Source organism: Stenotrophomonas sp. PS02298, from assembly GCF_029959445.1.
GTDB lineage: Bacteria > Pseudomonadota > Gammaproteobacteria > Xanthomonadales > Xanthomonadaceae > Stenotrophomonas.
The window spans coordinates 18013-34190 of sequence record NZ_JASCOR010000032.1; the positions used below are offsets into that span (position 1 = coordinate 18013).

14 protein-coding genes are annotated in these 16178 nt (G+C 63.9%); 11 read left to right on the plus strand and 3 right to left on the minus strand.

All coding sequences use genetic code 11. The annotated features are described in order from the left end of the window. Window positions 1-126 precede the first annotated feature (126 nt). The 9 genes from QMX78_RS07245 (at window position 127) to QMX78_RS07285 (ending at window position 8953) form a co-directional block, all read left to right on the plus strand. Window positions 127-3213: a TonB-dependent receptor gene (locus QMX78_RS07245; protein ID WP_282267958.1), complete on the plus strand. Its 3087-nt coding sequence runs from the start codon at window positions 127-129 to the stop codon at window positions 3211-3213. Window positions 3214-3298: 85 nt separating this feature from the next. Then, the gene (locus QMX78_RS07250; protein WP_282267960.1) at window positions 3299-4138 is read left to right on the plus strand and encodes a hypothetical protein; all 840 of its coding nucleotides are present in this window, start codon (window positions 3299-3301) and stop codon (window positions 4136-4138) included. Window positions 4139-4232: 94 nt separating this feature from the next. Then, complete coding sequence (locus tag QMX78_RS07255; protein WP_282267962.1) at window positions 4233-5744, plus strand: surface lipoprotein assembly modifier; 1512 nt, start codon at window positions 4233-4235, stop codon at window positions 5742-5744. Between the two features lie 34 nt (window positions 5745-5778). Next, complete coding sequence (locus tag QMX78_RS07260) at window positions 5779-6387, plus strand: biliverdin-producing heme oxygenase (RefSeq protein WP_282267966.1); 609 nt, start codon at window positions 5779-5781, stop codon at window positions 6385-6387. After that, a complete protein-coding gene (locus QMX78_RS07265) occupies window positions 6387-6758 on the plus strand; it encodes a YbaN family protein (protein WP_282267968.1) in 372 nt (123 codons plus the stop codon). The genes QMX78_RS07260 and QMX78_RS07265 overlap by 1 nt, the downstream gene beginning before the upstream one ends. A gap of 11 nt (window positions 6759-6769) precedes the next feature. Then, window positions 6770-7087: a hypothetical protein gene (locus QMX78_RS07270; RefSeq protein ID WP_282267971.1), complete on the plus strand. Its 318-nt coding sequence runs from the start codon at window positions 6770-6772 to the stop codon at window positions 7085-7087. Continuing rightward, entirely contained in the window at window positions 7084-7782 is a 699-nt protein-coding gene (gene exbB, locus QMX78_RS07275) for a tonB-system energizer ExbB (protein ID WP_282267973.1), read from the plus strand. The genes QMX78_RS07270 and exbB overlap by 4 nt, the downstream gene beginning before the upstream one ends. 2 nt (window positions 7783-7784) lie before the next feature. Beyond that, window positions 7785-8207, plus strand: a complete 423-nt coding sequence (exbD, locus tag QMX78_RS07280; RefSeq protein WP_282267974.1) for a TonB system transport protein ExbD — start codon at window positions 7785-7787, stop codon at window positions 8205-8207. Then, complete coding sequence (locus tag QMX78_RS07285; protein WP_282267976.1) at window positions 8204-8953, plus strand: energy transducer TonB; 750 nt, start codon at window positions 8204-8206, stop codon at window positions 8951-8953. The genes exbD and QMX78_RS07285 overlap by 4 nt, the downstream gene beginning before the upstream one ends. A 159-nt stretch (window positions 8954-9112) precedes the next feature. Here QMX78_RS07285 and QMX78_RS07290 read toward each other — a convergent pair whose 3' ends face one another. The 3 genes from QMX78_RS07290 to QMX78_RS07300 all read right to left on the minus strand — a co-directional run bounded on the left by QMX78_RS07290 (window position 9113) and on the right by QMX78_RS07300 (window position 13839). Further along, window positions 9113-12262 (minus strand): TonB-dependent receptor, encoded by a 3150-nt coding sequence (locus QMX78_RS07290; protein ID WP_282267978.1) that lies wholly within the window; start codon window positions 12260-12262, stop codon window positions 9113-9115. A gap of 78 nt (window positions 12263-12340) precedes the next feature. Beyond that, entirely contained in the window at window positions 12341-13324 is a 984-nt protein-coding gene (locus tag QMX78_RS07295; RefSeq protein ID WP_282267980.1) for a FecR domain-containing protein, read from the minus strand. 5 nt (window positions 13325-13329) lie between these two features. Continuing rightward, on the minus strand, window positions 13330-13839 hold the full coding sequence (locus tag QMX78_RS07300; protein WP_282267982.1) for a sigma-70 family RNA polymerase sigma factor: 510 nt from the start codon (window positions 13837-13839) through the stop codon (window positions 13330-13332). Window positions 13840-14250: 411 nt separating this feature from the next. On the opposite strand from QMX78_RS07300, the gene QMX78_RS07305 reads away from it, so the two are divergent. Together QMX78_RS07305 and QMX78_RS07310 are read left to right on the plus strand one after the other, a co-directional pair. Continuing rightward, window positions 14251-15204: a hypothetical protein gene (locus QMX78_RS07305; protein WP_282267983.1), complete on the plus strand. Its 954-nt coding sequence runs from the start codon at window positions 14251-14253 to the stop codon at window positions 15202-15204. A gap of 152 nt (window positions 15205-15356) precedes the next feature. Beyond that, window positions 15357-16073, plus strand: coding sequence for a GSU2403 family nucleotidyltransferase fold protein (locus QMX78_RS07310; RefSeq protein WP_282267984.1), 717 nt, complete (start codon window positions 15357-15359; stop codon window positions 16071-16073). The last annotated feature ends 105 nt before the right edge of the window (window positions 16074-16178 follow it).

Sequence of the window (16178 nt, forward strand, 5' to 3'; positions counted from 1 at the left end):
GGACATTTTTTTTCTGCTGACGCTGCAAGTTTCGCCCGTGACGGTCGTCTATAGGAATGAGACTTATTCTCATAAAGTCAACGCCAGTACTTCCAGGCGTCCTCTTCCTATTCCTTCGTCGGACCCATGAGCCCTTCCAACTTTTCCCGCCGTTCCCTGCGACTGCCCGCCGTGCTGGCGGTCAGCATCGCCCTGGCACTCAATGCACCGCTGTATGCCGCCGCACAGAGCAGCGGCACCAGCGGTTCCACGCAGCGCACCACATTCGATATCCCGGCACAGTCCCTGGACAGCGCGCTGACGCGATTGGCGGACCAAGGCGGGGTTCGCATCCTGTTCGTGTCCAACGATGTCAGCGGCCTGCAGGGCACGGCCATCAAGGGCCAGCTCAGTGCGGCGCAGGCACTGGATCAACTGCTGGCGGGCAGCGGACTGGCCTGGCAATGGCGCGAGCCCGGCACCGCCGTGGTGACGCGCAGCGGCGCTGCTACCGCCGGCGCGAGCACCCCACTCGTCACCGGCACGCTGAGTGTCACCGGGCAGCAAGGCATCGAAGCTACCGGTGCGCAGCGCGACCTGCGCGGCCAGGACGAGGTCTACGACCTGGACCTCTCCACCGCCTACCTCGGCCGCACCGAGATCGAGCGCTACAAGGGCGCGACGCCTTCGGACCTGCTCAACGGCGTCGCCGGCGTGTTCAGTGGCGATGCGCGCAACAGTGGCGCGCTCGACGTCAACATCCGTGGCGTGCAGGGGCCGGGACGCGTGCCGGTCACCATCGACGGCACCGAGCAGGCGGTCACCGCCTGGCGCGGCTACAACGGCATCGGCAACCGCAACTACGTCGATCCCAACCTGATCGGCGGCATGCAGATCTTCAAGGGGCCATCACTGACCCGCAACGTCACCACCGGCATCGGCGGCGGCGTGGTGATCAAGACACTGGACGTTGACGACGTGGTGCCGGAAGGCGAGTCGTTCGGCGGCGAGTTCAAGATCGAAGGCAGCAGCAATGCGGTGGCACCACGTCTGCCGGGCCGGTTGTACACCGGCATGAACCACCGCGACGTGCCGGAACTGGCCACCGGCAGCCCGACCAATGATCCGACCCTTCGCGTGCAACCGCACACCGGTGGCGGCGGTTACAACGTCTTCGATGGCGAAGACCATGCCTATCGCCTGGCCCTGGGCTGGAAGTCGGACACGCTGAGCCTGTTCGGTGCCTATGCCTACCGCGACCGTGGCAACTACTTCGCCGGCAAGCGCGGCGCTGGCTACTACTCACAGCCGGTGGAGAACATCGGCGCCGGCGACTACATCATCACCATGGCCAACCGCCTGCGCCCGGGCGACGAAGTGACCAATACCTCCAGCCAGATGGAATCGTGGCTGTTCAAGGCGACCTGGAACCCGACGCCCGACCAGGTGCTGCGCTTCGGTTACCGCGACACGCTGTCGCACTACGGCGAGATCATGCCGTCACGCATCAACCGTACCGCGCTCGGCCTGCCGCAGTGGTCGCTGAGCCGGGTCGACTCCACCGCCTACAACCTGGAATACAAGTGGCAGCCGCAGGACAGCCGCTGGATCGACCTGTACGCCAACCTGTGGCGCACCGATACCGACAGCAACGCGAACACCGCCGGCAGCTACCCGAACTACTGGAACGCGGTAACCCAGCCGATCATCATGAACGGCGCGCTGGATGATTCCACCAACACCCGCAACGGCCTGACCCTGAGCAATCTGTTCCGGCTCAGCGATACGCTGGACCTCACCGTCGGCGGCGACTTCCAGCATGAGAAGCTGCGCTCGCATGACGCGTACATTGGCCCCTCGGCAGCCTGGCGCATGTTCCCGCGCGCCGGCCGTCGCGAGGAATGGAACGCCAACTTCAACCTTGAATGGCGTCCGGTCGACTTCCTCAAGATCAATGCCGGTGCCCGCTACTCCTCGTACTGGGCGTACGACGATTTCCTCGCCGACCATCCGAACACGTTCCTGGCCTCGGTATCCGGCTACCAGGCGACCTACCGGACCATGTCTGCGGAGGAGCGCAGCAAAGCTGAGACGCAGGCGCGCACCGTTTACCAGGTCTGCACGGCGATGCCATTCTACTGCGATCTTTTCGGCATTCCGGCGGGGATAAGCGAAGCGGAGTACGTCGCTTCCAAAATTCACGAAGCCGCCAAATCGAACACCATTCAATGGCTTCCTGATGCCGAAGGAAAGTTCCATCGCGTCGATAATCCCTGCACCAATGGCATGCTGAACGGCATAGCCGATCTGTATGAGGGCGGAAACTGCAGCATCGGCCTCACCGCCAACCCGATTGCTTCCCGCTACGCCGTGGCAAAGAAGCGCCGCGATCGTGGTTGGGCTCCATCACTCACGGTGACCGGCTTCTTCTCCGATTACAGCCGCGCCTACTTCAGCTACAACGAGGCACTGCGCTACCCGAACATGTTCGAGAGCGTGATCGCCTTCGGTGCCAGCGTCAGCCCCTTCCGCGACCTCAAGCCCGAGCATACCTACAGCTACGAGCTTGGCTATATCCAGGAGCTTGGGCACTTGTTGGGTAATGACACCATCGCCGACGTCAAGCTCAGCTACTACCACCGCCGCACCGATGACCTCATCGAACGCGACAACAACTTCCTGTTCCGCAATATCGAGAAGCAGCTCGTGCAGGGCGTGGAGTTCCAGGGCCGTTACGACAATGGCCGTTCCTTCACCGACCTCGCCGTTGCGCACACGATGAAGAACGAGGTCTGCGATGAACACACCTCCATCACCATCGATCCCAACGTCAACGGCACACCCACCTGCGTGGACCAGGGCTTCATCGGCAGCTGGCTGCTGACCCAGGCCTCCCCGGAAACCTCGGCCAACTGGTCGCTGGGCGGACGCTTCCTGGACAAGCGGCTGGAACTGGGCACGCGTGTTGTCTATTACCAACGCCGCAAACCCAACCGCGACCTGGAAGCGTTTGCCGACGTCACCAACCAGAACCTTGCCGTGTTCAACGTGCCGTTCTCCTGGGACACCACCTGGCTGTTCGACGCCTATGCCAGCTACCGCGTCAACGACACGGTGCAGTTGGAGCTGATCGGTACCAACCTCAGCGACCGCTATTACGCCGACCCGGCCACCCGCTCGCTGCTGCCCGCCCCGGGCCGCACGCTGAAGCTGAGCGTGACCGCGCGCTTCTGATCAACCCGTAGCACCAAGGAGTCCACCGCAACCCGAACCGTCACTGCAGTTCAAATTTCTTCATCACTTCAAGAGAGAAATGATCATGAAAATGCACAAGCGCATCTCCCAACTCGCCATCGCCCTTACCGTGGTGTCCCTTGCGGGTACCGCCGCTGCCGCCAACATCGTCGGTGCCCAGTCCGCTGGCTCCGGCACGTCGACCATCAGCGTCGGTGAGTCGCAGGTTCCGTTCGGCCCGCACACCGCAGGCAAGGCGGGCGTCGGCATTTCCAGCTATGCCGGCGGGATCAAGGTCGACTTCCAGGGCCTGACCCCGTCCAGTGCAGCCACCGTGCTGCACCCGGGCACGGACAAGGGTATGACCGTGTACCAGCTGCACGACCCGATCACCACCGGCACCCCGGGTGATCCGAACAACCCGGCGCACGCAGGCCTGGGCAGCTTCAACTTCGTCAAGGTCGGCACCGGTGATGTGTGGTTCGGCGAATGGTCGACCAACGGCAATACCGGCAGCCCGACCTACCAGAATCGCCAGGTCTATTACGTCGGCGACAAGACCGGCTACACCGCCGCCACAGGTACCGCGGTTGGCTACACACTGACCGGCCTGCATCGCTACGGCGCCAACACCCACCTGACCGGCAGCCTGACCGCCAACTTCAGCAGCCGCACCTTCCACGGTGACCTGTCGATCGGTGCAACCCAGATCCGCCTTGGCACCAGCGGCAGCCAGATCGCGTTCGACACCAACGGTCATTTCGATGCAGCCAATGCCGGCCAGTGGGTGATCCCGGGCAACCTCGTGCTCGCCACCGGCACGGTGAAGGGTGACTTCTTCGGCGCAGGCGCGACCGCCGTCGCTGGCATCGTCGATTTCGGCAATCCCGCTCTCAACATCGCCTGGGGCGGCACCAAGAACTGACGGCTGAGTCTTTCCGTCAATCGCTGTAATTCGACTGCTACCGGCAAGAACCAGCCAGCGTCCGCCAATCCTTGCCTCCCTCGATGGCCATTGCATGCATTCTTGTTTTCCCAACGACCGTCGACGCCGGTCTGCTTTCGCGCTTCCTGCGGCACTGCTGCTGGCCGGCCTGCTGCTGCCCGTTGTCGGCTTCGCGCAGGAGCAGGCCGATACACGCCGCCTGCTCGACCAGCACATTGATCAGCAGGCACAGGCGCGCGAGCGTGAGCTGCTCAAGGACGAGCTGGATGCCGAGCGCCCAACGCTGACCATCGACGGCGAGCGCCACGTCATCGGCCACAACGTCGACGACGTCGGCCGCGCACTGTACCTGGCGCTGCAGCAGCGGCAATGGGGCCTGGCGGCACACTTCCTCAATGAATACCTGACCCTGCCCAACCACGACAAACTGCTGGTGCATTACGCCCAGGGCGGCCTGCTGCGCATCCAGGGCAAACACGCGCAGGCAGCCACCGAGTACCGCGCACTGCTCGCCCTGCAGCCGGACTTCATGCCAGCCAGGCTCGAGCTGGCCCGCACCTTGTTCGAAGACCAGCAGGATCGCGAGGCAGACGCGTTGTTCGCGGAAGTCGGCACCAGCATCGATGCCAACGACCCGAAGACCGAGGGCGTGCGCACCACCATCGCCAGCTTCCGCCAGGCCTTGGCCCAGCGCGAACGCTGGAGCGGCTCGTATGCTGCCGGACCAAGCTGGACCGACAACGCCAACCGCACCTCGGCCAGTCGCACCTGCCTGTTGCTGCTGGTCACCGGCGACTGCCTGATCGAGCGCAAGTTGCCCGAGGCCATCACCGCCACCGGCATCGACTACGACGCCACCCTCAATAAGCGGCATGCGCTGCGCGGACACCACGGTGTCTACCTGCGCGCACTCGCGTTCGGCCAGAACTACCGCGACAACAGTGCGTACAACGAGCTCAACGCGGCGGTCCAGGCCGGCTACAGCTTCCGCAACGCTCGCCACACGGTGGCACTTGCACCGTCGTTCGATTACTACGCATTGGGCAACAGCGCCTTGTTCGGCGCGCCGGGCGTGCATGCCGAATGGAGCTGGACGCCTGGCCAGCGCTCCATGCTGAAACTTGAAGCCGACTGGAAGGATCTCAGCTACCGGCAACGCGACTACGCGCGCAATCTCGACGGTGTGCAGCGCACCGCTTCGGCCACCTACTTCCGCAGCCTGGGCAGCCACTGGATGGCCTTCGGCGGCCTCGATGCACTGGACAGCGATGCCCGCGACCGCAGCAACAACTACCGCTCGCTTGGCGCCCGCCTCGGCGCATCACTGCAGTGGCCGGAAGGCTTCAGCCACACCCTGTTCGCCTCCTATCGCCGCCGCAGTTACGACCTGTACAGCCCGATGCTCGGCGTCCGACGCGATGACGATGAGCGCAACTACACACTGATCATCAAGGCCAAGCGCCTGGCTTTCGCCGGCTTCACGCCCTTGCTGAGCCTTCGCTACAACGTCGTCTCCAGCAACGTCGACTGGCTCTACAGCTATGACCGCAGCACCGCCAGCCTGAAGCTGGAACGCAGCTTCTGACCCCAACCACTTCCTGCATCACCGGGGATTGCACATGAGCACACACAGCACCGTTGTTTCGCGCAGCCAGCAACTGAAGGCCGCCACCCACAGCACCCATGACAGCCTGGACAAGCGGGTCATGGCAGCCGACATCTTTGCCAGCCGTGACAGCTTCACGCGCTTCCTGCGCGTGCAGTATCGCTTCCACCGCGATATCGATGCGCTCTACTCGCATCACGGACTACTGGCGTTGATCCCCGATCTGGCCGAGCGCCGGCGGTTGGCCAGGATCGCACTCGACCTGCAGGATCTCGGCAGCGGTATTCCCACCGGCAGTACTCCTGCAGTGGACGCCAACATCGCCCTGCCCGACGCCCTGGGTTGGCTGTACGTGGCCGAAGGCTCCAATCTTGGCGGCGCCGTGCTGTTCAAGCTGGCGCGGGACCGACTGCAGCTGCACGCCGACTTCGGCGCCCGCCACCTGGCCGCGCATGCCGACGGCGCAGCGCAGCACTGGCGCAGCTTCACTGCCGCGCTGGACGCCGCACCGCTGGCGGCCGCGCAGGAAGCCTCGGTGGTGGAGGGGGCACGCACGGCGTTCCAGACCGTGCGCAGCCATGTCGAAACGGAACTGCATGCCGACCCGGTGGCGGTGACCTGATGCGCTGGCTATGGTTCTGCGCCGGTTGCTGGATGCTGGCACTGGGCATCATCGGCGCACTGCTGCCGGTGATGCCCACCACCATCTTCCTGATCCTGGCGCTGGCCTGCTTCGCGCGTTCGTCGCCGCGGCTGGAACGCTACCTGCTGCAACACCCGCGCTACGGCCACAGCCTGCGCCTGTGGCGTGAGCAAGGCGCGGTCAGCAGGAAAGGCAAGACCTTCGCTGCGCTCGGCATGGCGGTGGGCTACCTGGTTTTCTTCTGCACGGCGCACCCCGGCTGGAAACTGGCGCTGGGCATCGGCCTGTTCTTCATCGCCAGCGCAGGCTACGTGCTGTCGCGTCCCGCACCGCGAGCGCTCATTCATTGAGGATACTGATCATGCCCCTGACAACACCGGCCAGCCTGCCGCTGCCAGTCCGCAACATCCACTCGGCGATACTGCGTGGCGCCGGCATCCGGGTGACCTCGGCGCGGATTGCCACCTTGCGGCTGGCGCCGTTGGTGTTGGCCGCGCACGGACGCCTCAGCCCGCAGCTGTTGCATGCCGCTTCCCTGAAGCAGGGCGACATGCATGTCTCCACCAGCGCCTTCTACAACACCTTGTCGACGCTTGGCGCAGCTGGCTTGCTGCCATCCCTGAAGCAAACAGACACATCACCGGCCGCGGACAGCGCGACCATCCAGGAGCACGCATGACGACCAACCTGCCCAGCAATCTCAGCCCATGGCAGATGTTCCTGCATGCGGACTGGGTGGTGCAGACGGTGATGGTCGGTCTGGCCATTGCCTCGCTGGCAACGTGGACGGTACTGCTGGCCAAGCACCGGCAGCTGCGGCGCGAGGCGCAGCGCATGCAAACCGCACGCGGCGCACTCGCAGCGGCGGACAACCTGCCCACGGCATTGGCCACGTCCGGGCGGGAAAGTGCCATCGCCTCGGCGTTGCTGGCCGAGGCACAGGATGAGCTGCAGCGCTCGCCCAGCGTTGGCAGTACCGACGGCATCAAGGAACGGGTCGGCTCGCGCCTGCAGCGCATCGAACTCGCGCATGCACGCCAGTTGCGCAATGGCACCGGGCTGTTGGCGACCATTGGCGCCACCGCACCCTTCGTCGGCCTGTTCGGCACGGTGTGGGGCATCATGAACAGCTTCGTCGGCATCGCCCAGGCCAACACCACCAATCTGGCCGTGGTCGCACCCGGTATCGCCGAAGCCTTGCTTGCCACCGCGCTTGGTCTGGTCGCGGCGATTCCCGCGGTGGTCATCTACAACCAGCTGAGCCGGCAGCTTGCAGCGCTGCGCGGCGACAGCGGCGACCTGTCAGCCAGCGTGCAGCAGCTGGTCTCGCGCGACCTCGACCGCCGCGCCTTCACCCCCTCCGGAGCACCGTGAGCATGGCGATCAGGACCGACGAGCAGGACGATGTCCCCGATGAGAACCACGAGATCAACGTCACCCCTTTCATCGACGTGATGCTGGTGCTGCTGATCATCTTCATGGTCGCCGCGCCATTGGCCACCGTGGACGTCGCCGTCGATCTGCCGGCATCCACGGCGCAGCCGCAAGCGCGTGCCGATGAGCCGGTATACCTGACCGTGCAGCAGGACCTGTCGCTGCGCTTGAACCAGGACCCGATCACTGCACCGACCCTGGCCGCAGCACTGGATGCACTCACTGCCGGCAACCGCGAGCAGCGTATCTTCGTGCGCGCCGACAAGGGTGTCGCTTACGGCGACTTGATGGACACCTTGAACAGCCTGCGTGCTGCCGGCTACCTGAAGGTGGCCTTGGTCGGACTGGAGCAGGCCACGCCGTGAACTGGACACCACATGCGACCGAGGGCCCACGCTGGGGTCGCAGCCTGTGCGTCGTGCTTGGCGTGCATGCACTGGTGGTGGGCGGCGCTGCGGTCTGGTCATCGTGGTCGCCGCCACCTGCGCCGCCGTTGCCTCCGCAAGCGGTGATGCTGGAGCTGGCGCCACTGCCGAGCGCACCGCCGGTGCCGCCCACGGATCTGGCACCGGGGCCGCTGCAGCAGGAACAGCAGCCGCAGCCCATGCAGGCAGCGGCGACACCAACGGCGGCAGTTGCGCCGCCCTCACCCACCCAACCGGCAGATGCAGCACTGCCACCGCCAGCCGCCGAGCGACAGCAACAACAACCTGCCTCAGTGGAAACTGCCGAGGTGCTGCAATCAACTGCACCACCCAGCGTGCAGGCGCCCAGCAGCACCCGCTACACCGCCCGGCAATCCTCGGCCGGTGCCGCCAATCCATCACAGGCCAATTGGCAGGCGCTGGTACTGGCGCATCTGCAGCGCTACAAGCGTTATCCGCGCGCAGCGCAGCGACGTCGCAGCGAAGGCGTGAGTCTGGTGGAGTACGCGGTGGACCGCAGCGGCGGCGTGCAGTGGGCACGGCTTGCCCGCAGCAGTGGCAATGCCTTACTGGATAGCGAGGCGCTCGCCGCCGTGCAGCGCGCCAGCCCGTTACCGTCGCCACCAGATGAAGTACCCGGCGATCCAGTGCAGATCACCACACCCGTGGAGTTCTTCATTCGCTGACAGCAGCTGCGTCGGATTCGTTTCCGTTCGCTTGCCGCGAACGCATCACCATCGTCTTTGTTGGCAACCAGCGGCGTCTGCGAACAGAAAGCCCGCCCGGATCCACATCCGAGCGGGCTTTGTCATTGCATGCGGCGCTTTCAAGCACACCGCACTGGGTCAGAACCGATAGTTGAAACTCGCCTTCAGCGTGCGGCCCGGCGCCAGCATGGACGAGCGGGTCAGCGGATCGATGTAGTACAGGTTGCCCAGGTTGGTCCCCACCACTTCAACCGTCGCACGGTCGTTGACGCGCCACGTGGCGTAAGCGTCATACGTGGTGATGCGTCCCCACTGCAGCGGCGTGTTGAGGTAGTAGGAAATCGTCGCCGACTGGCTGCCGTAGTTGTCCTTGAACACGCTTTCCTGCGGCGCGTGGTGGACGATGCGGCTGCCAAGCTCCAGGCGGCCATCAAACAGGCGCGTCCCCACCGTCCAGTTGAAGGTGTAGCGTGGGATGGCCATGGTCACCAGGTAGCCTCCGACGAAGCCGGTTTCCACGCAGTTGGAGACACCGCCGGTGTTGTCCAGCAACATCGCGGTGTGCTCATCGCAAACGCGGTTCTCCAGGTTCCAGGCACCGCTGATGTCGGTGAAGAAGCGGCCGTTGTCAAAGCGACCCTGCACCTCGACGCCGCGGATGGTCTGCTCGTCGATATTGGAGAAGGTCAGCTGCGGGCTACGCTCGATCACGTCGCGGGTGCGGTGGTGGTAGTAGGCGATCTTCAGGTCCGCCAGCGGATTACCGTCCAGCAGCTGGCCGAAGTCCTGCACCCACGACAACTCGGTGTTGTAGGCATGCTCCGGCTTCAGGCCGTAGCTGTCCTGGACGCTGGAGAAGCCGATGGTGCTTTCAAACAAGGCCGGGAAGCGGCGCACCTGGCTGTGGCGAAGATAGACACGGCTGTGCTCGTTGAACTCATAGGTTGCGGCGAACGACGGCACCCAGCCGGCACCGCGCTGCCTGCGCGCGGTGTTGTCGACCGTGGCGAAGGGAATCAGCTCGCCATTGACGCTTTGGCCGGGATAGGGACCATCAGACCAGCACTTGCGGCCGCCGCTGAGCTCGACGTTGCTGAAGTCGATGGCGCCGTTGATGCAGGGATTGTCAGCGCGGTTGTAACGGCCCTGGCCATCGTGCTTCCACAGCATTTCGTTGTTGGCGGTGTACGTGGTGCGGCTGCGGACTTCATCGAGGGCTGGATTCAGCAGCTCGGCGACAAACTGCTCGCGCGTATACCCAAAGAACTCCTCGTAGATGGGCCACTGGCTTTCCATGATGTCGGTCATCTGGGCGACCGACGTATCGATCTCGGCCTGGGTGTAGTGCTCCAGCGTACTCCACCTCATCACCCGACCCGAGGCCTCCTGGCTGCTGGTCGGCAACACGCCGGCCCGCTGCTGGCGCGCGAGGAACTCATCGAACGACTGCCAGTTCTGGTAGCGCACGCCCGCGCTTAGCAGCAGCTTGTCGATCGGCCGCCATTCGAACAGGGCGCTGAGATCATACTCACGGCGCCAACCAGCGCGCGGCTTGCCGCGCCAATAGCCGGTGATCTCCGGATCGTTGTAGGCATCCTTGGAGCTGAGGGTTTCCTTCTGCAGGTTGCCACCGACCGTCAGGTCCAGGCTGTCGCTCAGCTGCATCTTGTTGTCGAACGAGAAGCCGGTACGCGCGTTCTTGCTATTGGCTATCGCGGTGTTGCGGAAGTGGTCCGGCGTGACATACACCTTGTCGACGTCGTTGTACCAGTTCATGCGATCGTTCGGCAGGCCGCCACTGCTGTAGGTCGCACTGTCGGTATCGGTGCGCCACAGGTTGGCGCGCAGGTCTACCCAGTCCAGCCCCGGGCGCCACTTGTATTCCAGGTTCACCGCACGCGCATCCACCTGGCTCAGCGGCCACTGCGGAATGCCATCGGTGACGGTGTTATCCCACTGGATACGCGAGGGCATGATCTCGCCGTAGCGCGACTGCGTGTCGCGCACGTTGAGCTGCAGCACCTGGCTGTCGCTCAGGCGCCAGGTGCCTTTGACCAGCCAGGATTCCATGCGGCTGGAGGAATTGAGGATCTCCGAGCCCGGCGCATAGACCTTGGCCAGGTAGGGCACGTAGTCCCAGCTGGTGGTCGGTTCGTTGTCATAGAACGAACTGCCATGCTTGCCGGCGAAGTGGTTGCCCTTCTCGCGGAAGGCGTAGGCCGCCATCAGGTCGAAGTTGTCCTTGCGCAAGCCCAAGGCCAGGCGCCAGGCCTGGTCATTGCCGAAGCTGCCGCTGCCACTGGTGCGCGGGTGCTGGTACAGGGTCGGGTCGTAGAAATTGACCTGGCTGGCGGGGAAACCCGGCACGCTGCCGATCGGCTTGCCGGTCAACAGGGTCGGCAACTTGGGATCGATGGCGTTGTCGCTGGCCTCCATCTTCAACTCACCGCCGAAGCTCTCGCCTTCCAGCAGGATGTCGTCCACGTCCAGCGTCTTGATCTGTACCGCACCACCCACGGAGGTGTTGGCACCACGCAGCATCGCCGGTCCCTTGATGACCTGCATGCCGCCGATCAGGCTGGGATCGATGTAATTGCGGTTGTTCGCGCCCATGTAGCCGCGCCAGACCGTCAGTGCCTGCTCGGTGCCGTCGATGGTCAGTGGCACACGGCCCGGCCCCTGGATGCCGCGGATGTTCGGGTCCAGCGCGCCGCTGTTGCGGGCGTCGCCGCTGTAGACGTTGACCATGCCCTTGAAGATGTCAGCTGGTGCAGCGCCCTTGTAGCGTTCGATCTGCTCGCGCCCGGCGTAGACGGTGGACAGGTCCAGATCGTAGACATCGTCGTAGCCGCGCTCATCGCGCTCGATGCCGGTGGGATCGGCCGAGCGCTCACCACCAACCCGCAGCGTACCGATCACCACGGCATCGCCGTCAGTGCTGGCCACGCGCTGGATGCTCCACGCACCCGGGCTGACTTCGCGTGCCACCAGATCCGTGCCCTGCAACAGCCGCGTAAGCGCTGCGCGCACCGTGTAGCGGCCCTGCAATGCGGGCGCAGCACGGCCGGCAACCAGTGCCGGGTCATAGCTCAGCGAAACACCGGCGGCCGTCGCGGTGTCATTCAGTGCCCGCGCCAGCGGCGCGGCCGCGAGGTTGAAGCTCACATTGCCCTCGCTGGCTGCAGATGTGCCGCTCTGGGCGAAGGCCAGCTGCGGCACTGGCAGCGAAAGCGCGACGAAGCAGGCCAGGGCCAGCGAGGTGCGGACGAAAGGGGGACGCGAAGACATGGCGGAGTCCGTGACAGAAAGGAATTGAAAGGGTTCACTTCCTTGCCCGGCCAACCGGCAAAAAGGGACATCCCCGGCTCAGGCGGGGTCGACCATCACCCATAGACGGCTGCGGTAGCGCACGCGCAGCGGGAAACCCGCCTGCAGCAGCGCGAGCACGGTATCGGTGTCGTCCAGCTGGAACACGCCGGACACCAGCAGGCCGGCGATCTCCGGATCACAGCGCACGACGCCGCTGCGGTAACGCGCCAGCTCGGACAACAGTTCCCCCAGCGGCATGGACTCGGCATGCAGCACGCCCTGCACCCAGGCCAGGCTGTTGCGCTGTAGCGCGCTGACCGCGCTGATGCTGGTCGCGTTGAAGACCGCCTGTTGGCCCGCGCCCACCAGCTGCGTGACATCGCCGCGATCACCGAGCTGGATCCGCACCGCGCCCTGCTCCACCGCCACGCGCGCATGGTCATCCCACATGCGCACGGCGAAGCGCGCGCCCAGAGCAGATAGATGCGCGTTGCGCAGCTGCAGCAGCAAGGGTCGTGCTGGAACGCGATCATCCGTCGCTTCCTGCAGCAGCACTTCACCGCGCAGCAGCTGCACTTGCCGTAGCTGCTCATTGAAGGTGAGCGCAATCCGCGTATCGGTGTTGAGCTGCAGTTCGCTGCCATCTGCCAGGCGCAGCGCGCGCCTCTCACCGATGCCGGTGCTGCCGTCGGCAACAAGGTGTTGCCAAGGCTCGCGCTGCCACGCCAGACGCGCCAGCGGCGCGCCGATCATCACTCCCATAACGGCCGCCAACGCGGCGCGGCGGCCCTGGCGCGTGCGGCGAGCCTGCTGCAAGGGCGCACTGCCTACCGCATCCGGCACATCGTCGAGCAGACCGGTCAAGCGCTCCGCGCGTTGCCAGGCGCGCCTATGCAGGTCGTTGCTGGACAGCCAGCGCTGCCAGGCCGCGCGCTCCCTGGCATCGAGTTCGCCTTCGCGGAAACGCAGCAGCCATTCGGCCGCTTCATGCAGCACCGGCGCGGGAATGGGCACATCGCTCCTGGCCAATGGCTCCTGCATGCGGATCAGTCCATGGCCTCGAGGCAGGCCGCCATCGCCAGCACGATGTCGCGCTTGATGGTGCGCTCGGTCACGCCCAGGCGCGTGGCAATCACCGCATAGGTCTGCCCGTCCAGCTGCGACAGCAGGAAGGCCTCACGTGCGCGCGATGGCAATGCGTCCAGCATGCGGTCGATGCGCATCAGCGCTTCCAGGGCTATCTGTCGCTGTTCCTCATCAGGTACCAGCGCCTCGGGCAGGCTGGCCAGCACCTCCAGCCACGCACGCTCCAGCGCGCGGCGCTGCCACAGATTGATGACCAATCCGTTGGCGATGCGGGTCAGGTAGGCGCGCGGCTGCTCCAGCGTCGGCAACTGTGGCTTCTGCAGCAGGCGCACGAAGGTGTCCTGCGCCAGATCCGCTGCTGCCTCGTCCGCGGACATGCGTCGGCGCAGCCACTGCAACAACCACCCATGGTGCGCGACGTACAGGCCCTGCAGGGAATCAGGCGCCGGTGCCGGCGAAGCATTGACCATGGGTAAATATTGCGAATAGGAATCACTATCATCCGATAAGTTGGGATTGCACGCAAACCGAGCCCCCCGATTGGGAACCGCCCCTGCAAGCAAGCGGAGGCAGGCCCGCATAGCGGCGGAAATCCCCTAAATGAGGATGCGCTCGGAAGCAAGTGCATGCCATTCTGCGGTTTCGCAGAGAATCGGATGGCCAATCCGAAGCCGTTGCTTGCGAAGGCGGGCAATGTCCGTTAAGTAAGCTGTACAACGTTTACCGTGGGCCGGCCTTTAGCGCTTTTCGTTTCATGAGCGCGGGAGTGGGACGGACCTCCAGAAGTAACGCGGGCAAGGTATATACCACGGCCGCGCTACATACCTCGGCCGTGGTATGGTTCGGTTATGAGCACAACTTTGTACCCGCATACGGCTCGAATGGATCAGCTAATCGCCCTGCTTGAGCATGCCGGCTGGTCGGTAGCCATCCCCCCGAGTAGCGAACATTCACGAGCCGCCCCCGATCTTGTGATCCACCAAGGGCCACACCGCTACGCCGTGGAATTGAAGACCGAGGCAGAGGGTCGCCCAGACCGAGTCCTCGCCCTGCTTTCACAAGCCATCCTCCAAGCCAGCCGATATGCGGCAAGCATGAACATGCAACCGCTGGCTGTGGTGCTTGTAGGCAGCGCCTCATCCTCATTGCGGCAGAAGTTCGCTGAATTTCAGCGCAACTATGCCCCGGACGTTGCCGTAGGCTTATTATCTGACGCGGGCAGCAGCCTGTTCATTGGCCCAGGGCTGGCAGGACTGGACCGAGAGGAATCAAGAGCTCACCGAATGGGTAAGCCTGCGCAGTTACGTAAAGCTACCAACCTCTTTTCCGACCTCAACCAATGGATGCTCAAGGTGCTACTGGCGCCCGAGTTGCCGGACAGGATGTTGCATGCCCCTAGGGGCAAGCTTTTCTCGGGTTCGGATCTGGCGCAGGCCGCCGAGGTTTCACCGATGAGCGCTTCCCGATTCCTGCGAGGTATGCAGGAAGAGGGCTTTATAGAAAACTCGGCAGGTCCGCTACGGCTAGTACGGCGCGAGGAACTATTTCGCCGCTGGCAATCGGAAGCCATGCGTTCGTCGCCAGAACTGCGCATGTCGTACCTGGTTCCAGCCGGTGGCATGCGCCAGTTGCTCAAGCTAGCCGCAAGACTTGATGCCTGCATTGGCCTGTTCGCTGCGGCGGACCTATTGAAGCTGGGCCACGTGAATGGTGCGATACCACACGCGTATGTTCGCCGCCTGTCCCCGCCGCTCGGCAAGGATTGGCCCGGCGTGGTGCCTTCTGCTCCAGGCGAACCACCACAGGTGATCATCAAGCAAGCCAATGCGCCTTAATCGCTGTTCCGCGGTGCCGTCCGGGTAGATGATGTCCTTGTGGCGGACGTGCTCCAAGTCTGGCTGGATGTGTCCGCGCACCCTTCGCGCGGCGCCGAGCAAGCCGAGGTGCTGTGGGAAAACGTCCTTGCCAACTTGCTTGGAGGTAAGCGATGAACGACCGTGCTGCATTCGTTCAACTCGTCCGAGCTTTAGCCCCTTGGAACTCGCAGCTGCTATTCGTGGGCGGGTGGGCGCATAGGCTATACCGGCTGCACACAAACGCAGCACCCCCAGCATATCTGCCGTTGACCACCTTGGATGCCGACGTTGCGTTTGCGCAACGCGAGCGCTTGGATGGAAACATCCGCTCGGCATTGCAGGCTGAGGGGTTCGAGCAACAGCTGACGGGCGATCATCGGCCACCCGTTTCTCGCTACACTCTAGGCGAGGATGCTTCCACAGGCTTTTATGCTGAATTCCTCACACCTCTGATCGGGCCCGCGTACACCCGTGACGGCACGCAACTGGCTACCCAAGAACAATCGGGTATCACTGCGCAGCGTCTGCGTTACTTGGATCTTCTGTTCCTTTCACCTTGGTCGGTGACCCTGAACGAGAACTGGGACGTGAACACTCCTTTGGAGGTTAGGATCCCAAACCCTGTCGCTTTCATAGTGCAAAAGCTATTGATCCACACTGACCGAGCAACTGGAAAGCAATCGCAGGACTTGCTGTACATCCACGATACGCTTGAACTGTTCACGCACGAGCTCGATAAGCTAAACGTACTGTGGCGAGACGAAATCCAGCCAAAGATGGATCCTGCGTGGGTACGACGTCTGCTACAAGCAAAGGACGACATGTTTGAATCGCCCAGGCTTTTGTAGACACTCTTCAGCCGTTTAGTGCGTACTGCCGTTCAAACTCTATCGGGGACAGGCCGCCATTGGAACCGTGTCGCCGTGTCGGGTTGTAAAACATCTCGATGTACT